Source organism: Pseudomonas sp. dw_612 (assembly GCF_018449725.1).
GTDB lineage: Bacteria > Pseudomonadota > Gammaproteobacteria > Pseudomonadales > Pseudomonadaceae > Aquipseudomonas.
Genome location: NZ_JAAVVC010000001.1, coordinates 140,355 through 159,541 on the forward strand (window position 1 = coordinate 140,355; position 19,187 = coordinate 159,541).

18 protein-coding genes and 2 pseudogenes are annotated in these 19,187 nt (G+C 59.9%); 9 read left to right on the forward strand and 11 right to left on the reverse strand.

What is annotated here, in order from left to right; translation table 11 throughout:
- Nucleotides 1-88 precede the first annotated feature (88 nt).
- The 5 genes and pseudogenes from HB680_RS00600 to HB680_RS32585 all read left to right on the forward strand — a co-directional run.
- Nucleotides 89-940: a 3-hydroxybutyryl-CoA dehydrogenase gene (locus HB680_RS00600; RefSeq protein WP_213936678.1), complete on the forward strand. Its 852-nt coding sequence runs from the start codon at nucleotides 89-91 to the stop codon at nucleotides 938-940.
- On the forward strand, nucleotides 927-1,523 hold the full coding sequence (locus HB680_RS00605) for a TetR/AcrR family transcriptional regulator (protein WP_213936679.1): 597 nt from the start codon (nucleotides 927-929) through the stop codon (nucleotides 1,521-1,523). Before HB680_RS00600 ends, HB680_RS00605 begins: the two co-directional genes overlap by 14 nt.
- Before the next feature lie 101 nt (nucleotides 1,524-1,624).
- Nucleotides 1,625-2,173, forward strand: a complete 549-nt coding sequence (locus tag HB680_RS00610; RefSeq protein WP_256735433.1) for a hypothetical protein — start codon at nucleotides 1,625-1,627, stop codon at nucleotides 2,171-2,173.
- Nucleotides 2,174-2,324: 151 nt separating this feature from the next.
- Nucleotides 2,325-2,738, forward strand: a complete 414-nt coding sequence (locus HB680_RS00615) for a VOC family protein (protein WP_213936680.1) — start codon at nucleotides 2,325-2,327, stop codon at nucleotides 2,736-2,738.
- Nucleotides 2,719-2,838 (forward strand): annotated as a pseudogene (locus HB680_RS32585) (metal ABC transporter ATP-binding protein); the annotation flags it as partial. The gene HB680_RS00615 and the pseudogene HB680_RS32585, both read left to right, overlap by 20 nt.
- Before the next feature lie 111 nt (nucleotides 2,839-2,949).
- Here HB680_RS32585 and HB680_RS00620 read toward each other — a convergent pair.
- The gene (locus HB680_RS00620; protein ID WP_213936681.1) at nucleotides 2,950-3,699 is read right to left on the reverse strand and encodes an EAL domain-containing protein; all 750 of its coding nucleotides are present in this window, start codon (nucleotides 3,697-3,699) and stop codon (nucleotides 2,950-2,952) included.
- 212 nt (nucleotides 3,700-3,911) lie between these two features.
- On the opposite strand from HB680_RS00620, the gene HB680_RS00625 reads away from it, so the two are divergent.
- Together HB680_RS00625 and folD are read left to right on the forward strand one after the other, a co-directional pair.
- Nucleotides 3,912-4,913, forward strand: a complete 1,002-nt coding sequence (locus tag HB680_RS00625) for an AraC family transcriptional regulator (RefSeq protein ID WP_213936682.1) — start codon at nucleotides 3,912-3,914, stop codon at nucleotides 4,911-4,913.
- A gap of 260 nt (nucleotides 4,914-5,173) precedes the next feature.
- Nucleotides 5,174-6,100, forward strand: a complete 927-nt coding sequence (gene folD / locus HB680_RS00630) for a bifunctional methylenetetrahydrofolate dehydrogenase/methenyltetrahydrofolate cyclohydrolase FolD (RefSeq protein ID WP_256735434.1) — start codon at nucleotides 5,174-5,176, stop codon at nucleotides 6,098-6,100.
- A gap of 274 nt (nucleotides 6,101-6,374) precedes the next feature.
- On the opposite strand, the gene HB680_RS00635 is transcribed toward folD, so the two are convergent.
- Nucleotides 6,375-7,649, reverse strand: a complete 1,275-nt coding sequence (locus HB680_RS00635) for a glucarate dehydratase family protein (protein WP_213936684.1) — start codon at nucleotides 7,647-7,649, stop codon at nucleotides 6,375-6,377.
- A gap of 26 nt (nucleotides 7,650-7,675) precedes the next feature.
- Nucleotides 7,676-9,022 (reverse strand): MFS transporter, encoded by a 1,347-nt coding sequence (locus tag HB680_RS00640; protein ID WP_213936685.1) that lies wholly within the window; start codon nucleotides 9,020-9,022, stop codon nucleotides 7,676-7,678.
- A 105-nt stretch (nucleotides 9,023-9,127) separates the two neighbouring features.
- Here HB680_RS00640 and HB680_RS00645 point away from each other — a divergent pair, with 105 nt between their 5' ends.
- Nucleotides 9,128-10,033, forward strand: coding sequence for a LysR substrate-binding domain-containing protein (locus HB680_RS00645; protein ID WP_123512867.1), 906 nt, complete (start codon nucleotides 9,128-9,130; stop codon nucleotides 10,031-10,033).
- Between the two features lie 62 nt (nucleotides 10,034-10,095).
- On the opposite strand, the gene HB680_RS00650 is transcribed toward HB680_RS00645, so the two are convergent.
- The 6 genes from HB680_RS00650 to HB680_RS00675 form a co-directional block, all read right to left on the reverse strand.
- The gene (locus HB680_RS00650) at nucleotides 10,096-10,236 is read right to left on the reverse strand and encodes a hypothetical protein (RefSeq protein WP_213936686.1); all 141 of its coding nucleotides are present in this window, start codon (nucleotides 10,234-10,236) and stop codon (nucleotides 10,096-10,098) included.
- A gap of 133 nt (nucleotides 10,237-10,369) precedes the next feature.
- Nucleotides 10,370-11,956, reverse strand: coding sequence for a GMC family oxidoreductase N-terminal domain-containing protein (locus HB680_RS00655; protein WP_213936687.1), 1,587 nt, complete (start codon nucleotides 11,954-11,956; stop codon nucleotides 10,370-10,372).
- Between the two features lie 58 nt (nucleotides 11,957-12,014).
- Nucleotides 12,015-12,899 (reverse strand): sugar phosphate isomerase/epimerase family protein, encoded by an 885-nt coding sequence (locus HB680_RS00660; RefSeq protein ID WP_213936688.1) that lies wholly within the window; start codon nucleotides 12,897-12,899, stop codon nucleotides 12,015-12,017.
- Nucleotides 12,900-13,023: 124 nt separating this feature from the next.
- Nucleotides 13,024-14,046 (reverse strand): glycoside hydrolase family 3 N-terminal domain-containing protein, encoded by a 1,023-nt coding sequence (locus HB680_RS00665; protein WP_213936689.1) that lies wholly within the window; start codon nucleotides 14,044-14,046, stop codon nucleotides 13,024-13,026.
- 2 nt (nucleotides 14,047-14,048) lie between these two features.
- On the reverse strand, nucleotides 14,049-15,083 hold the full coding sequence (locus HB680_RS00670; protein ID WP_213936690.1) for a glycoside hydrolase family 3 N-terminal domain-containing protein: 1,035 nt from the start codon (nucleotides 15,081-15,083) through the stop codon (nucleotides 14,049-14,051).
- Nucleotides 15,084-15,156: 73 nt separating this feature from the next.
- Entirely contained in the window at nucleotides 15,157-16,326 is a 1,170-nt protein-coding gene (locus HB680_RS00675) for a Gfo/Idh/MocA family oxidoreductase (protein ID WP_213936691.1), read from the reverse strand.
- Between the two features lie 463 nt (nucleotides 16,327-16,789).
- On the opposite strand from HB680_RS00675, the gene HB680_RS00680 reads away from it, so the two are divergent.
- Nucleotides 16,790-17,656: an XRE family transcriptional regulator gene (locus HB680_RS00680; protein WP_213936692.1), complete on the forward strand. Its 867-nt coding sequence runs from the start codon at nucleotides 16,790-16,792 to the stop codon at nucleotides 17,654-17,656.
- 5 nt (nucleotides 17,657-17,661) lie between these two features.
- Here the strand turns inward: HB680_RS00680 and HB680_RS00685 are convergent.
- Nucleotides 17,662-17,817, reverse strand: a pseudogene (locus tag HB680_RS00685) (twin-arginine translocase TatA/TatE family subunit); the annotation flags it as partial.
- Between the two features lie 27 nt (nucleotides 17,818-17,844).
- Nucleotides 17,845-19,140, reverse strand: coding sequence for a thiamine pyrophosphate-dependent enzyme (locus HB680_RS00690; RefSeq protein WP_213936693.1), 1,296 nt, complete (start codon nucleotides 19,138-19,140; stop codon nucleotides 17,845-17,847).
- Nucleotides 19,141-19,187 lie beyond the last annotated feature (47 nt).

Consider the following 19,187-nt stretch of genomic DNA (forward strand, 5'->3'; position numbering starts at 1 on the left):
CCTGCCGGTTCTAGACTCGCGCCATAGTACGCCTTCGGCCGTTATGGCGGCCAAGGTATCGAACGGTTTGATCGCAAGGATTTCCAGGATGAATCTGCAACACATTGGCGTGATTGGCGCGGGCACCATGGGCAACGGGATTGCGCAGGTCTGTGCCGTGGCCGGCTTCGACGTGACCTTGATCGATATCAGCGAGAGCGCCCTGCAAAAGGCTGTTGCGACCGTGGGCAAAAACCTCGACCGGCAAGTTGCCAAAGAGACGCTCAGCGAAGATCAGAAACTCGCCGCCCTCGCCCGGATCCGCACCAGCACCGACTACAGCAGCCTGCACAGCGTGCAACTGGTGATCGAAGCCGCCACCGAGAACCTCGACCTGAAACTGCGGTTGCTGCAACAGATTGCCGCGCAGGTCGGCGCCGACTGTGTGATTGCGTCCAACACCTCATCGCTGTCGATTACCCAACTTGCGGCCAGCGTCAGCCAGCCCGAGCGCTTTATCGGTCTGCACTTCTTCAACCCGGTGCCGGTGATGGGGCTGATCGAGGTGATTCGTGGCCTGCAAACCAGCGACGCGACGCATAAGCTGGCGCTGGACATGGCCACCACGTTGGGCAAAACCGCGATCACCGCCGGCAACCGTCCGGGTTTTGTGGTGAACCGGATTCTGGTGCCGATGATCAACGAAGCGATCCTGGTACTCCAGGAAGGCCTGGCCACTGCCGACGACATCGACGCTGGCATGCGCCTGGGTTGCAATCAGCCGATCGGTCCGTTGGCCCTGGCTGACTTGATTGGCCTGGACACGGTGCTGGCGATTCTCGAAGCGTTCTACGACGGCTTCAACGACAGCAAATACCGTCCGGCGCCGCTGCTCAAGGAGATGGTCGCCGCTGGCTACCTGGGACGTAAAACGGGGCGTGGCTTCCATGCCTATGCCTGAGCGTTGTTCGCGTTTCGCCGAGTACCGGGACAAAGTGCTGGAGTTGTTCGCCAGCAAGGGTTTCGGCCAGGTCGGCATGCGCGAACTCGCCACCTGCCTGGGGCTCGCCCCGGGCTCGCTGTATCACCATTACCCGAGCAAGCAGCACTTGCTGGCGGACTTGATTGAAGAGTTTTACGAAGAACTGCTGGCGACGCTTGGGCGCATCGAGAAAAAGGCCAAGCGCGATATGCTGCCGAGGCTGATTCAGGCGCACCTGAATCTGCATCGGGAAATGCCCTGGCATTTTCGTCTGGCGGAGCGGGACAGCGGGTGCCTGAATGACGATCAGCAGGCGCGGGTCCGTCAGTTGCGTGAACAATACGAACACCGGTTGATGCACATGCTGGGGCCCAAGTCCCGGCTCGGTGAACAGGGCCAGTTGGCCGTCGGCCACGCAATCGCCAATTTGCTCAACAGCGCGCCCGGTTGGCTGACGCAACATGCGTTGGTCGACGCCGAACGCGATGAATTGCTGGAAAACCTGGTGAGCGGCGCCGTCGAGCGCCTGCTACGCCCGTCGGCCCCTCGAGCAGTTGCCTGAGGCAGGGACCTTCACGGCATAATGGCGCCCCCCTCAAAACACCAAAAGGATTTCGTGTGTTCTCGCGCCTCAATACCCTCTGGACCTGGCTCTTTTACGCCATGAGCTGGCTCGTTGTACTCGTCTTGGTGTTGCACTACGCCTTCTTCGATTGGTTGTTGATCACACCGATTGATGTCGGCGGCACTTTCATGGGCGGTGGCATGGCCACACAGATGTATTTGATCGGCTGGATCATGGCCACCCTGGGTCTGATTGTCGCGATTTTGTTACGCCTGCCCGGCGCGCTCTATGGCTGGATCGGCGCCGGCCTGGTGCCGTTGGGCATCGGCGCCTGGTGGCAACTGAACTACCCGGACAATGCCGAAGAAGTCATTTACAGCACCAGCCCCCATGAGATCGGCACCGTCATGCTGATCGGCGTGATGTTGCTGGGCAGCGGCCTCTACGTCCGCGCCCGACGCAAACCCCGTGCACTGGATCGGGAGCACATGCCGGTGCAATTCATCATCGCGGCGATGCTGGCCGCGTTTTTTATTGGCGTGCCCCTGGCGATTTACAAACAACAGACGCTCCCCCACTGCGCCTTCAACAAGGCCGGCCAACAGTTGACAGTCTGCATTGGCGACGACCCCGTCATCGTTGATTGATCGGGCAATAAGCAACGCCTTGGCTATAGAAAAAACGTCTGAACAATCCCGGCAAGAACCCGCCTCTAACGCTTTGCTATTTGAGGTCAAACCCCATTGAAGCCGGAGGCCGTCGTGGCCTCCAGCCTGACTCGGTTACCGGGAGCACAGCATGAAAATCAATCCCTACCTGATCTTCAACGGCGACTGCAAAGCCGCCTTCACTTATTACGCCAAGGCCCTGCCCGGCACGATCGACGCCATGATGACCTTCGGCGAAACACCGGCCAAGGATCACGTGCAGGCGGACTACCACAATCTGATCATCCACACCCGCCTGTCCGTGGGCGACCAGGCGATCATGGGCTCGGACACCACACCCGACCGCCCGACCGATGACATGAGCGGCTGCTCGATTTCGCTGAACGTCGACAGCATCGCTGAAGCCGAGCGTGTGTTCGCGGCACTGGCGGAGGGCGGCACGGTGCAAATGCCATTGGAAGCCACGTTCTGGGCGGCGCGATTTGGAATGTTGGTGGATCGGTTTGGCGTGGCGTGGATGGTGAATTGCGAGAAGGATCAGTGAACTGATCGATACTCCTGTGGGAGCGAGCTTGCTCGCGAAAGCGGTGGGTCAGTCAACATACAAGTCGACTGACACACCGCTTTCGCGAGCAAGCCCGCTCCCACAGGGTGAGTGTTCATCTTTGGACTCTCTGGCAACTCCGTGATTGTCTGCACCGTCAATACGCTGTCCCGGCGCGGGTGCTGGATTTGCTGGTGTCTCCTGTGAACGCCTACAAAGTCATCGACTCCACCACACACAACTCCCCCAACGCGTCGATCCGTGGTCGGCCAAACAAATAGCCCTGCCCCCACTCGCTACCACACGCCGTGGCCAACGCCCGATCAGCTTCGGACTCGATACCTTCGATAATCACGCACGGTGCCAGGGTCTTACACAGTTGCACCAGGTGACCGAGGGTCTGGGCGCTGTTGGTTTCCAGGCGTGCGCGCTGCAAGTAGCCCTGGTCGATCTTGACGATGTCCGGGCGGGTCTGGCGGATGAATTCCAGGGTGCCGAGGCCGGCGCCAAAGTCGTCGATGGCTACCCGGCAGCCGAGTTCACGCAAGCACAGGACGAACTCGATGGCGGCCGAGGTGCTCGGCGGTGTGGCGCTTTCGGTGATTTCGAGCACCAGTCGTGCGGCCACTGAGGGTGTGTCGCGCAACTGCATGAGGATGGGTTGCCAGTAGTCGTCGACGATGGCGCTCTGCGCGGAAATGTTGCAGCCCAGCCGCAGGTGTTCGTTTTGCAGCAGACGGTCGATCACGCTGTGTACTACGCTGCGGTCCAGCTCACGCATCAGTTGATGTTTCTCCAGCATGGCGAAGGGATAGACGCCCTCGCCCTGGGCATTGATGTGCCGCAACAAGCCTTCCTGGTACAGCACCCGACTGCTGTCGGGCAACCAGACTACTGGTTGAAACGCCAACACCAGCCGACCCTGTGCCAACTCTCGATAAAAGCTTCTGACTCTGTGCATGTCATATCCGTAGACAAAGCGGCGGCCGGCCGCGGTTGAGCGTTGACTGCCGGCCATAATCGACGCTCGCCCAGTCATCAGGAAGTGTTCCCGGATACCTTTCGCTTGTCCTTGGAAACGCGTCCCTACCGTTTATCGACTGCGATCATTTGTTTATTGCGATCATGCGCCGGCTAGCGCGACATCACTTAGCCATCACCTCAGGTATAACCATGCACACAATGACCAGCGCCAGTTTTCGGGTGCTTGCCGATGTCCTGACCGACGGAGGGGCAAACGTAGAAGCCCTGCTCAAACAGTTCGACAGTGGCGAGGAGGTCTTTGCGAATTCCAAGGGTGTCAGGCTGGAGCTGGTTTATAAGGTGATGGCGGAAGCGGCCATGCGTACCGGCAATCCGGACATTGGCCTGCTGGCGTACACCCGGGCGCACCCGGCCAATCTGGAGGTGTTGGGTTACGCGGTGATGTCATGCGCCACATTGGGCACCGCGCTGCAACGACTGGTGGACTATCACTCGCTGATCAACAATGGCTTTTACCGGTGCCTGGACCACAAGCCCCGTGCGCTGAAGATGATCGGTTTCGACATCAGCCTCGAACCGTCGCTGACGCCCCGCCCGTTTATCGACGCCGGTGCCGCGCAAACCCTGGGATTGGTGCACTGGCTGCTGCCCAAGCACAAACCCCTGCCGCTGGCGGCGACGTTCACCTATCCCAAACCCGCTGACACGTCCCGACTGGAACAACTGCTGGGCAACAATCTGTTGTTCGGCGCGGCGTACAACAGCCTGTCGTTCAGCCTCGACGACTGCGCGATTGCCCTGCCCACCGCCAACCCGGCGCTGGACGTCTTGCACGTCGAATACGCCCGCGCACGCCTGGATGTGCTGCTCAACGACTCGATGACCGCGCGGGTTCGGCGGGTATTGTCCGAGCGCCTGGCCCAGGGCGTGACCAGTGACCTGGACAAGATTGCCCAGGTGGTCGGCGTCAGTGCGCGCAGCCTGCAACGGCGCTTGAGCAATGAAGACATGCACTTTTCGGCGTTGCAGGACGAGGCGCGGTTGATGCTGGCGCATAACTTCCTGCGCAACTCGGCACGCAGCGTGAAATACATCGGCGCGTTGTTGGGGTTTCGTGATCAGAGCAGTTTTCACAAGGCCTGTATTCGCTGGTTCGGGATGACGCCGGGGCGGTATCGGCAGGCTTCCTGATTCGCAATGCACAGGGGATTTGTTGTGAACACAGGGCTTATGAGCAACAGAGATCAATTGTGGGAGCGGGCTTGCTCGCGAAAGCGGTCTGTCTGGTACATGGATGTTGAATGTGCCGCCTTCGCGAGCAGGCTCGCTCCCACAGGTGATCTGCGACAGACTTCATCCCCGCGACATCCTGTCCATCTGCTGCCGGTGGTCGGCGGCCACTCTCGGCTGGTAACCTGCGCCCTGCTCTTTCAATGACGACGGTGACGCATTTGATCAGCAGTACCCCCACCCTGGCCCGGGATATCGACGGTAAAGCCATCTCGGCCCTGGTGCTCGACGAGGTCCGGGAAGACGTTCTGGCCCTGGCCGAGCAGCAAATTTATCCCGCTCTGGCGGTTCTGCTGGTCGGCGACGATCCGGCCAGCCACGTGTATGTGCGCAACAAACTGCTGCGGGCCAAGGAAGTCGGGATTCGCTCGCTCGAATACCGTTTGCCGGACACCGCCAGCCAGGCGCAGGTGCTGGAACAGATTGCGCAATTGAACGCCGATGCCTCGGTGAACGGCATTCTGGTGCAGTTGCCGTTGCCGGGGCATATCGACGAAGCGGCGGTGATTCATGCCATCGACCCGATCAAGGACGTGGACGGTTTCCATCGCGAAAACGTCGGCGGTCTGGTGCAAGGCATGGAGGTGCTGACGCCGTGCACGCCCAGCGGCTGCATGCGTTTGCTGAAGGAAACCTGCGGCGACATCAGCGGCTTGCACGCGGTGGTCATCGGCCGGTCGAACATTGTCGGCAAACCCATGGCGACCTTGCTGTTGCAGGCTCACTGTTCGGTCAGCGTGGTGCATTCACGCAGTGTCGACGCGGCAGCGCTGTGCCGACTGGCGGACATCGTTGTGGCGGCGGTGGGTCGGCCGCATTTGATCGATGCCAGTTGGCTCAAGCCTGGGGCGGTGGTGATTGATGTCGGGATCAATCGTATTACTGACGCGTCTGGCAGCCACTTGGTGGGTGATGTCGACTACGCCAGCGCGCGGACGGTTGCCCGTGCGATCACGCCGGTGCCGGGAGGTGTGGGGCCGATGACGATTGCGTATTTGTTGAAGAACACATTGATCGCCGCCAAGTTGCAGCGTGCGGCACTGGCCCGTGAGTCGGATCCGGATGGGTGTGATTCGGATATCAACTGACCGACGCGAAACCTGTAACGCACTCGACTTGTAGCAGCTGCCGAGGCACGAGGCTGCGTTCGGCTGCGAAGCAGTCGTGAAATCAGCCGATGCGGTGTTTCAGGAAGACCGCGTGCTCAGGTTTCACGACTGCTGCGCAGCCGAACGCAGCCTCGTGCCTCGGCAGCTGCTACAAGCCGGACGCAGCCTCGTACCTCGGCAGCTGCTACAAGCCGGACGCAGCCTCGTGCCTCGGCAGCTGCTACAGGCCGGACGCAGGCTGCGTCAGTAGCGATCAAAAACGCGGCTTAACCGTCTTCCACTCCGGTTTATATCGCTGCATCTGCTTCACATCATCGCGCTGGCGAATCCCGCAAGTCAGGTACTGATCATGCAGCTTGCCCAGCTGATCATGATCCAGTTCCAACCCCAGCCCCGGCGCCCGGGTGATCTTTACGCAGCCATCCACGATCGGCAACTTACCGCCCTTGATCACTTCTTCGTCCGGTTCCTGCCACGGGTAATGGGTGTCGCAGGCGTAATCCAGATTCGGTACCGACGCCGCCACATGGGCCATGGCCATCAGGCTGATGCCCAGGTGCGAATTGGAATGCATGGACACGCCGAGGCCAAAGGTCTGGCACATTTTCGCCAACGCCTGGGTGTCGCGCAGGCCGCCCCAATAATGGTGATCGGCGAGCACAATCTGCACGCTGTTCAACGCGACGCTGCGGCGAAATTCATCGAAGTCGGTGACCACCATATTGGTCGCCAGCGGCAGGCCGGTGCGCTTGTGCAGTTCGGACATGCCTTCCAGGCCAGGCGTCGGATCTTCGTAATATTGCAGGTCATCGCCCAGCAATTCGGCCATGCGGATAGAGGTGTCCAGTGACCAGTTCGCATTTGGATCAATACGCAGCGGATAACCGGGAAACGCCTTCTTCAGCGCCTTGATGCACGCCACTTCGTGCTCCGGTTCCAGCGCGCCAGCCTTGAGCTTGATGCTCTTGAAACCGTAAGTTTCGATCATGCGCCGGGCCTGGGCGACGATCTGTTCTTCGTTCAGCGCCTCGCCCCAACTGTCCGGTTTATAAGGCGAATCGATGTGCTGCGCGTACTTGAAAAACAAGTAAGCGCTGAACGGAATTTCATCGCGAATCGCCCCGCCCAACAGGTCCACCAACGGCACATTCAGCGAGTGCGCCTGCAAGTCGAGAAACGCCACTTCAAACGCCGAATACGCATTGCTCACCGCTTTGCTGGCGTGGGAACCGGGGGCCAGTTCGGCACCGGCCACGCTGGTGGTTTTATTCGCCGCCACGGTCGCTTGCACGATGGCGCGCAGTTGATTGAGGTTGAACGGGTCGAGGCCGATCAACTGATCCTTGAGTTGCATCTGGATCGCCAGCGCCGGGGCATCACCGTAGCTCTCGCCGAGGCCGATGTAGCCGTTGTCGCTCTCGATTTCGATGATCGAGCGCAGCGCAAAGGGTTCGTGAATGCCACTGGCGTTGAGCAGTGGCGGATCGCGGAAGGCGATGGGGGTCACGGTCACTCGTGTGATTTTCAAAGGGTCAGGCTCCGATTATCCAAGTCTTAATGTGAAGCGGCGTGGTTCGGCACCACAGCTTTGGTCGCGATTTGTTTGCTTGCTTTCGGGGTGGTGCGGGCAAAGAAAATCACCACGGCGGCCACCAGCGACGTCGCCGCCAGGCCATACAGGCCGCCCTCGATCGAGCCGGTGGATTGCTCCAGGAAACCGAACGCGGTGGGCGCGACAAAACCGCCGAGGTTGCCGATGGAGTTGATCAACGCGATCACTGCCGCCGCGATGCGCGCATCCAGATAACTTTGCGGAATCGGCCAGAACAGGGCTGACGCAGCCTTGAAACCGATGGCGGCAAAACAGATCGCGACAAAGGCAAAGATCGGGCCGCCGGTGGTGGACATGAACATGCCGAACGCGGCGATCACCAGCGTCAGCGCGACCCAGGCTTGCTGGAATTTCCATTTGCTGGCCATGGCCGCGAAGCCGTACATCGCGATGATGGAAATGATCCACGGCACCGAGTTGAACAGACCGACCTGGAAGTCGCCGAGGTTGCCCATCTTCTTGATCATGCTCGGTAGCCAGAATGTGGCGCCGTAGATGGTCAGGGCGATGGAGAAGTAGATGAAGCAGAACAACGCAATCTGCCGGTCGGCCAACAGCTTGAACATCGACGGCACAGGGCCTTTCGCAGCCTCGCGGACTTGCTGTTCTTCGGCGATGGCAGCAATCAGCGCGCCGCGCTCCTCATCGCTCAGCCATTTCGCTTCGCGTGGATGGGATTGCAGCCAGAACCAGACAAAACCGCACAACACGATGGAGGCAAAGCCCTCGATCAGGAACATCCACTGCCAGCCATGCAGGTTCAAGCCGTTGACGTTCAACAATGCGCCGGAGACTGGGCCGGAAATCACCGAGGCTATCGCCGAACCGCTGAGGAATACCGCCATGGTCTTGCCGCGTTCAGACGCCGGCAGCCACTGGGTGAAGTAATAAATGATGCCGGGGAAGAACCCGGCCTCCGCCGCGCCGAGGATAAAGCGCAGCACGTAGAAACTGGTCTCACCCTTGACGAAGGCCATCGCCATGGCGGCGGCGCCCCAGGTGAACATGATGCGGGTCAGCCAGACGCGAGCGCCGTAGCGCTGCAGCAGCATATTGGACGGCACTTCAAACAAGGCGTAACCGACGAAAAACAAACCGGCGCCCAGTCCATAGGCCGCAGCGCCAATGCCGAGATCCGTTTCCATGTGGCTGCGCACGAAACCGATGTTGACCCGGTCGATGTAGTTGACGATGAACATGACCACGAACAGCGGCAGCACATGGCGTTTCACCTTGGCGGCGGCACGGGCCAGCACCGTGGGCTCCGGCGTACTCTGGAGGGTATTCAAGGGGCGACTCCCGATCTTGTTTTTTTGGGGACGAGCCGATCATGGACGCGGCAATTGATCCCGTCTAATCTAACTTGGCATTCGATTGATACCTGGATTAGATCAATGTTCGAACTCACCCAGCTGCGCTGCTTTACCACGGTCGCCACCGAACTGAATTTCCGTCGCGCCGCCGAACGCTTGAACATGACGCAACCGCCGCTGAGCCGACAGATACAGCTGTTGGAGCATCACTTGGGCGTCGAGTTGTTCACCCGCACCACTCGCAGCGTCGCGTTGACTGCCGCCGGTCGCGCGTTTTTCATCGAAGCGCAAAACTTGCTGGAGCGCGCCCAGCAAGCGGCGGTCACCGCCCGGCGCTTTGCCGAAGGCGACATCGGCTCGGTCAACATCAGTTTCGTCGGCAGCGCGGTGTATGAATTCCTGCCCAAGGTCATCGCTGAAGCGCGACTCAAACAGCCCCACGTGAAAATCGATCTGTCGGAGATGAACACCTACCAACAGCACGAAGCCTTGCGCGCTCGCCGCATCGACCTTGGCATCGTTCGCGCGCCATTGCTGGAGCCGGGCTACGCCACCGAATGCCTGGTGCGCGAGCCGTTCCTCCTCGCCGTGCCGAGCAATCATCGACTGGCCAGCGCCGAAAGCGTGTCGGTGCAGGACCTCGACGCCCAACCTTTCCTAATGTACTCCCACGCCGCCTACCCGCCGTTCAACGAACTGCTGACCGGTATGCTGCGCTCGGCCCGCGTCGCCCCGGAATACGTGCAATGGCTGGGCTCGTCGCTGACCATCCTGGCCCTGGTCAACGCCGGCATGGGCCTGGCCCTGGTGCCGCGCTGCGCTTCAAGTGTGGTGTTCAAGAACGTGGTGTTTCGCGATATCGACCTGGGGGAAGGCGTGCAAAGCGAGCTGCATTTGATCTGGCGCGAAAACAACGACAACCCGGCGTTTGCGATGCTGCTGGAAGGGATTCGACGAGCGGTCCGGGACGGTTGGGGCGCGCCGTGAATGTAGTTTTCGGCAGGCATGAAAAAGCCCGACCTTTGCAGATTGGGCTCATGCACTCACCGCTAATAGCGGTGGTACTCCTGACCTCCGTAGTAACGACCGTGATCACGTCCATGCCCATGCCCATCATGCCAGTACGGCCAGCAGCCGCCGAGCAGCAGGGATGCTGCAATCACCAACAGTAAAGGGGTCGTGCGTTTCATAGGATCATCTCCGGGCAGGCAATGCCTGACGCTGTAATCATTTGAACTGCACGAAAACGCGATGGTTCAGAACGCTCGGATCAACGGATCCGGGCTCATCGGATTGATGCCTGCTGCTTCAACGATGTCACCCTCACCGACCACTTCGAATCATATCCGCCGCCTTCTCGCCAATCATGATGCACACCGAATTGGGGTTGCCTGAAATCAACGTCGGCATGACCGACGCATCGGCGACCCGCAGCCCTTCAATACCGTGCACCTTCAAGTCCGGACCGACCACCGAACGCTCATCCACACCCATGCGACAGGTGCCAGACGGATGCAACGCGGCGTGGGCTTCTTCGTGGCAGAACTTCTTCATGGCGGCTCGCGAGGTTACCGTGGCATCCGGCACATGGCGCCTTGCGAGATAAGGCTTGAAGGCTGCCTGGGACATGATTTCCTCGCCCACCAGGCAACCGTCCACCAGGCTTTCAATGTCGTACGGGTCGGAGAAATAGTTGGGCACGATCCGTGGTGGCGACATTGGGTCGGCGGAATACAGCTCCACATAGCCTCTGGATTTCGGCCGGATCTGTCCCAGGTTGAGGGTGCAGCCGTTGCCACCGGGCACCGAGTCAACGCCCTCTTCAATGCCTGCGCCAACCACCATGAAATACTGGATATCCGGATTGGTGGCCGCTTTGTCGCCCCACCAGAACGCCCCGCCCTCGATCAGGTTGGAGGCCGCCGGGCCTTGCCGGAACAGCGCGTATTGCAAGCCCGCCATCATCTTCCAATGGAGCTTTTTGTACTTGTCGTAGCTGTGCGGGCCGGTCAATTCATACACCAGCGACACTTCGATATGGTCCTGGAGGTTCTGCCCCACGCCGGGCAAATCCTTGATCACTTTGATGCCGTGCTTTTCAAGCTGCGCGGCGGGGCCGATGCCGGACAACATCAACAAACGGGGTGAGTTGATCGCGCCGGACGACAGGACGATTTCCTTCTCGGCGTGCATCACCTGGCGCACACCCTTCTCGATGTATTCCACGCCAATGGCCTTGTTGCCCTGCATCAGGATGCGGATCACACGGCAACCGGTCTTGACCGTCAGGTTCTTGCGCGACTTCGCGGGGGCCAGATAGGCCACGGCCGCACTGCTGCGAAAACCGTTCTTGGCGGTGATCTGATACAACCCGCAGCCTTCAGGTTTACCCGAGTTGAAATCCTCGTTGTAGGGCAAGCCGTACTGTTGGCAAGCGCGCAGCCACACTTTGGTCAGCGGATGAATATTGATCGGATCAGACACCCCCAATGGCCCGCCCACGCCGTGGACGTCGTTACAGAAACGCTCGTTATCCTCGGCTTTCTTGAAGTAAGGCAATACGTCTTTGTAAGACCAGCCGGTTGCGCCCTGCTCGGCCCAACCGTCGTAATCGGCGGGTACGCCACGGATGTAAATCATCGCGTTGACCGAACTCCCGCCTCCCAGCACGCTGGCCTGGACCATGGTCGGGGTTTCGGCGCGGCGTTGATCTTCGGTGGGCTCCCAGGCATAGCGCTTGAGCAGTGGGCCTTGCGCCGTTTTGTAGTAAGCGCCGGGAATATGGATGTAGGGGTTGCGGTCGCGCGGCCCCTCTTCAAACAGAACCACCGACGCAGACGAATCTTCGCTGATTCTCGATGCCACCGTGCAGCCCGTCGAGCCGCCTCCGATTACGATGAAATCCACCATGACGCTTAAGACCTTTTATGAGGTAACGAGGGAGTAGTTAATCCGTGGGAACGGCGCTTTATCGACCAACGAGGCTGACTAAAAGCGCCTTCAGCTCTTTCGCGACCTCATAGCTGTTTTGCTGCTGCTGTTTCTTGCAGAACAACTCGCAACTCCACCAGCCGTCGTAACCGGTGGCCTTCACCGCGTCCGTCCACTCGGCGAGGTTCAAGATCCCGCGCCCGGTCGGGATGTCCCGAAGGATGTCTTCATTGGGAATGCCACCGGCAAACGGCAGCGAGTCGCACACATGCACGCCGTAGATCACATCTTTGTTCATGCGCGCGATGTCTTCGGGTGTAACGCCGGAGGTAAAGCAATGCCAGTAATCGATCACCATTTTGACGTTGCTGCGTTCGGTGCGATCGATCAGCTGCAGTTGGTGTGCCAGGGTGTTCAACGGCGTCCACGACAACGCTTCCAGATAAAGCAGTACGTCGTACTGCTTGGCCAGGTCTGCCAGCAGCGCCAGATTGTGGGCGGTCAACGCAAATTGCTCGGCTTCATCGTGCCCGAGCAAACCGCTGTAATGAGTACTGCTGCCGTGTTGCTGAAAATCAATCACCGCTTGCACGTTGATCGGCCCGGTGAGCACTTGCACACCTTTGGCGCCGGCCAGGTTGGCCAGTTGAAACAGACGTTGCGCTTCCTTCAGCAAATCGTCGCGTTCGGCGCCCTGACGTTCGATGTCCCTCAGGTAGCCGATCCCGGTGACGTGGGTGTTGCTCAGCAGCGCTTTGAGTTCCGATTCGGAATGACCGGCCTGCAAATAGGCTTCCAGTTTGCCGCTGTAGATCTCCAGCGCATCGAAACCGACGGTCGTTGCGATGTCGATGTCGATTGCCAGGGTTGAATGTTTGGCGACTGTGGAGTGCAAGGCCAGGATGTTGTTTTGAGTGTGCATATAAGGCTCCTACCGTTGACATCCAGTGTAGAGCGATAGGATTCCGGCGGTTATTTCGCACTCGCGGCAAATGCGGCGCAACCTGACGCAGTTGCTGCGTCAGGTGTGGATGCTCCCACAGGGGTTACAGGGCAGAATTCGCGAGGCGGTTGGCCAAGGTGGAGACGGCCATTGCAGCCGCGTCCAGTCGTTCCTGCGACAACCTTCCCTGAGCGATGGCCGCGGTGATGGCGCGAACGATCTGCGGCATCTCCGGCATCGCCTTGGCGGACACCAGCAACAGATCCGCCCCCGCGTTCAGCGCCGCCACCGCCACTTCGCCGAGGGACAAGTCGCCGATGGTGGAGCGGTGATCGAGGTCAATGGTCATGACCAGGCCCTTGAACCCCAGTTCCTGGCGCAGCAAACCGATCAGTTCGGGAGACAGCGACGCAGCAACCGGCGGCTCGCACGCAGCAAAAATCGCCGGCCCCATCATCACCGCGTCGGCCCCGGCATTCACCCCGGCTTGAAACGCAGGCCAGTAGGCTCGCAGTTGATCCAGCGACTCGTTGACCACCGCCACTTCCGTGGCCGGTTGATTCAGCAGCACCGGATGCCCGGGGAAATGCTTCAGCGTGCTGGCCAACCCGGCCCGACGCACACCTCGAACATAAGCGCCGACCATCGCAGCCGCGCGCTCGACATCATCGCTAAGCGTGCGCCCCTGCAGCCAGACATTGGTGCCGCCCACCACATCGGCGGTCGGCGACAGCAGCAGATTCACCCCGGCATTGCGCACGGCGGTCGCGACTTGAAAACACGCCTCTTCAAGCTCAACCACAGCCATCGCCCTGGCCCGCTCGGGTTCGGGCAGCGCCGGCGCTATCCCTTGCAAACGGTGCACCGCGGAGATATCCGCATCCGCCGCGAGCAGCAACGGACCGCCCAGCTCCTTGGCCGTGCCGGTGAACCGCTGCCACTTCTCCAGGGTTTCCGCTTCCAGGCGGCTCGCGCTCATCTTGCCGCTGACATACTCCTGCGCGGTCTCGCCGAACAGCAGACTGCGCCCGCCACTGCCGAGAAAACGGCGCACGCTGTCGTTCATGTCCAGATCGAGCAACACCGGAAACAGCACGCTGAATGCCTTGCTTTCAAGGGTGCTCATGATCACCCCCGACGCGAAGTGTGTTGGTCGTGATTCGCCGCTGCCAGTGCGCGCACCCTGGTGGCCGCGTCCAACAGTGTTTGACGGTCCAGTGCGCCTTCGTGAACAGCCGCGACAATCGCCTCGGCGATGGCATCCAGGCCCGACTCGCTGGACACCAGCAACAAGTGCGCGCCCGCCGCCAACGAAGCGACGGCAGTGTCGGTGATCGAATGACCCCGGAGGATGGACACCGCATCCAGATCATCGGAAATGATCAAGCCGCCGAATCCGAGGGTGTCACGCAAAACCCCGATGACTTTGGCCGAGGTCGAGGCGGAGTGATCAGGGTCGATGGCCGGGAAAACCGCAGGCCCAGGCATCACCGCTTGCACACCGGTCGCGATGACGTGCTTGAACACGTCGAGGTTGTCATTGAGCAATTCCAGCGGCCCCGGAACCGTAGCTTCGGCGATGGCCGGATCGTTTTCAGTGACGTAATGACCGGGGAAGTGCTTGGCGGTGGCGATGACCCCGGCACGCTGGACCCCACGGATAAAGGCACAGGAAACCCGGCTGACTTCTACCGGATCAGCCCCCAAGTGACGGTTGTGCAACCACGGGTTGGCGCCCGTGACCACATCGACAATTGGCGCCAGGAACAGATTGACGCCCAGGCCCCGCGCTACGGTGGCCATGTCAAAACTGCGTTGTTCGATGTCTTGCGCACTGAGGTCGTTAAGCTGTGCTCTCGACGCAATGGCCGGCACCAATTGATGCAGGCGCTCGATACCGCCGAGTTCCTGATCCACCGCAATCAGCACGGGCGCCCCGGCCAACGCCGTTGCCTCTGCGGCGATGTCGATGAAGTCGGCCTGGGTTTCAGTGCCCTTACGCGCTTGGCTCATGTCCCGGCCGACGTACTCGTCCCGGGTTTCACCGAGCAAAATGGAAACGCCGCCACGGCTCAAATAACGACGGACGTTGTCGTCCAGCTGCAGATCCCCGAACGCGGGCAGCAGGACGGAATACGCAGCTTGATGCAGTTCGCTTGACATCGCTTTTCCTCAACACAGTTTTTGAGCGGAACGCTCGACTTTTTTATCGTGATCGCGTTTTGAGCCAACGGATTTACTGATCTGGAAAAACCACCCAGGCCCGCCGTTGACTGGATTCGACGCAGGCCTGGGACAACAGCACGCCGCGCACGCCTTCGTGAATATCCGGCAACGGCACGGTCGTCGCTGTGCGCCACCTCGCCCTGGCATCGAGGGCTTCGGCGAAATCGGCATACAGCACGGCCAAAGCTTCCAGATAACCCTCGGTATTGCCTGCGGGCAGGCTGGTGAAGGTCAACGTCTGGGCCGCGTTGTCGCTCTGGCCGCGACGGTAGATGCGGTCGGCACCGTCGATAGGCGTAAACAACAGGGTTTCCGGTGATTCCTGGCACCATTCGAGCGACGCCTTGCTGCCAATGATCTTGAACCGCAACCCGTTGCGATGCCCCGGCGCGGCGAAACTGGCCCACAGCAAACCGTCTGCGCCACCTGCAAATTCCAGTTGCACCACACAGGTGTCGTCCAGCCCCCAACCGGGCACGACCGTGGTCAACTTGGCGTTCAGATTCGTGCAGCGCCGCCCGGAAAGGAACTCGAGCATGTTGAAGGCGTGGGTCCCGACATCGCCCAACGCACCGGTCGGGCCGGCCTTCGCAGGATCGCCGCGCCACGCAAGGCTGTTGCTCAATCCCTCCACGCCCGGCGCCAGCCACTCCAGCAAATACTCGACATACATGAAGCGGATTTCACCCAATTCCCCGGCTTGAATACGACTGCGCGCATCCCTGACCATCGGATAGCCCTGATAGGTGTAGGTCACTGCGAAAAACGTATTGTTGTGATCGGCAATGCGCGCCAACTCGAAGGCTTCTTGCGGGTCATTGACCAGCGGTTTGTCGCAAATCACCGGGATCCCGGCCTCAAGAAACAGCCGGCACGGTTCGAAATGCAGGTGATTGGGCGTGACAATGACCACCGCATCAATGGGGTCCGGACGCCGGGACTCGGCAGCGGCCATGTCTGCGAATGACAGGTAAATCCTGTCTTGTTCAAGATTGAACGCCGCCCCGGCCTCCCGACATTTATCTGCGTCCGAAGAGAAGGCGCCGGCGACAATATCGAAGCGATTGCACAAGCGCATGGCCGCACGGTGATAGCTGGCGAAATAAGCGCCCTGCCCACCGCCGACCATGCCGACCTTGAAACGCCTTTGCCCTGGAATGTCACCGGTTAATCTTGCCATCGCTTGAAGACTCCACTAATGAGTGCTCCATGAAGTATCAGCGGCGCTTCTTTTTATCTCCATTTCGCACTTCATCAATACATGACGCGCACTGAAGCACCCTGGCCGCCAAACAGTATCTTCAAGACGAAGCAACATCAGTTGTTACCCACGAAAAATCAATGTGTTACTGGCTGTGGTCGGGAGTAACCCGAAGGCTCTGGACTGGCCCGCCCGGCCACAATGATCCAGCCTTATCGGCGCCAAACAAGCCGAAAACACGCCGCATTCAGCTGTTTATAAAAGAACCCTTGGAACTGAATAAACCGGCATAAAACATGCTTGGATTAATAACAGTAAATTCAAGCACTTGTGGTTAAGCAAAGGGTTATTTCGATAACTGCGCTATAACTTTTATAACCTGCCACTTAATTAACCAGACCCCATCGAGATAACAATGCCCAGCCGAGGAGATCAGCCCCCCATGTCGTTGACTGCCGCCACCTCGCACCCCGAGCGACAGCAGGTTCGCAGTGACTTGCAGGCCAATGTGCAAAAGAACCTCAGTACGCTGGTGGAGTCCTGCCGGTCAGTGGCCGATATGTGCCGCAAGGTCGACGTCAATCGCCAGCAGTTCAACAAATACCTGGTGGGCCAGCACGTTCCTTCGCAGAAGATCCTGCAGAAGATCGGCCGCTATTTCATGATGGAAGCCGAGGACCTGTTTCGCCCGCCCGCCGAGTTCAAGAAGTTTTATGAAGGGTATGAAAATGAGCTGCCGACAGACTTGCGCGCCTCGGCGCAATTCAATCATTTCTTGCCGCTGGCCAAGCAATCGGCTGATCTGCTTGAAGACTATCTGGGCGTCTATTACCGCTACCACAACTCATCGATCTACAAGGGGCGGATCCTGCGCTCGGTGACGTGCCTGTATCGCGCCGATTCGATGGTGCAGTACGTCACGGTTGAGCGTTTCCCGTTGCTCGATGGCAGCGGCAAGATTGGCTACTCGTTTACCTATCACGGTTTTTGTCTGTTGCTCGGGGACCGTTTGTTTCTGGTGGACTTTGAAGGCAAACAACGCAACGAGATGACGTTTTCGATCCTGACCCCACAGCATCGCCGACCGATCCGCTTCCTGTATGGCCTGGTGACCGGCGTGGCGTCTTCGTCTTTCCGCCAGCCCTTCTCTACCCGAATGGCGCTGGGTTTGGTGGATAAAGGCAAGATCCGCAAGCATCACCTGCGCAACGCCACCGCCGTGCTGCCCAGCGACCCGTCTTTACCCCTGGAAGTGCGCGAATACATGACCGGCGACAACGCGACCATCGTGTGGGGCGGTCAGGACTGAGGCGGTTGCTCACCGCCCTTTTCCTCGTCATTCATGGCTTTGCGAAAGCCCTTGATCGACTCACCGACATCGGTGCCCAGATGCTTCAGCTTCTTGGTGCCGAACACCAGCACAACCACCACCAGAATGACGACCCAGTGCTTCCAGTCCAAAATACCCATCGCCTGATTCCTCTGCAGACCCGTTGATTAATTCACCCGCGAACCGCGCGCCGTGATCACCTCGACCAATGACGGCCCTTTGCTGTTCAGGGCCTTGATAAAGGTCGGATTGAGTTGTGAAGCGTGCTCGACCCGCCACGCCTCAAGACCGAAATTCCTGGCAATGCCAGCAAAGTCCGGCGAGTAGGGTTTGCCGTCCGGCAAATTGAATTCGCCGGCGCGATGCTGCTCGACCACCGGGACCTGCACATCGCTCAATGACACGTAACCACTGTTGTTGAACACCAGGAACACCACGGGAATGCTGTGCATCACGCACACCGCCATCTCCTGCATCGACTGCAGGAAATCCCCGTCGCCCACGGCGCACACCACCTGACGCGCCGGCATCGCGAGCTTCGCGCCGATCGCCGCCGGCACCGCCCAGCCCAGCGTCCCGACAGCGCCGGTGCACAGAAGATTGCCGGGATCGTCGAGGGGGAACATTTCCCGTGCGATGGCCTGGATACGCCCCGCGCCGATGACCAGCAGCGCATCGTTTTCCAGCACCGCGCGCAATTCGGCCAAGGGTTTGTGAACGGTCAAGACCGGAAGATCGCTGACGCTGTCGTCAATCCAGTGCGGTGTGGAATTCTCACCCGGCGCGGCGGTTTTCAATCGGGGATCCGGCCGTTGCGTTTCGCTACTCGCCCGTAACGTGGCGGGCGCCAGGCTGACGTCCAGAGAAGCGTTCTGCACCGCGTGGGCAATCTCCAGGCTGACCGGGCCGACCCGGCCACTCAACATCGTATCGAACGCCTGACGCAGGGCCTGCGGCAACTGTTCAATCGCCGAGACCTGCACATGCGCTTTGGTAATGCCGGGGGCCAGCCCTCCTGTGGGAGCGGGTTTGCTCGCGAAGTCGCCGGCAGATCCAACATCAATATCGCCTGACACTCTGCTTTCTCGAGCAAACCCGCTCCCACACTTGGCTTGGCACAGATCACCTGTGGGGGTGTGCTGGTCAAACAAAACACCGTCACCACTGATGACCAACATCGCCGATGAGTCCGCCAACGCCGCCGCCATCGCGCCCAGGGCTTTCGAAATAGCCGGCGGGACGGGCAGCAACACCGCCATGGGACGGCCGCAGGCGCGGAAATAGCCGTCGGCCAGATGCACCGAGCTTTGCTCCTGCATCACTTGAATGAACGGGATGTCGGTGCCGGCCGTCAGCAAGGCTTCCACCAATGTCCACGCGCCGTCACCCGGCATTCCGGCCACGTAGTCGACACCGTTCGCTTTCAGCGCTTTCGCCACAATCTGGCCGCCAGTGAGTTTCACAGGACACTCCAATCAAAACCTCAGGATCACGATTGGAGTATTCGCCC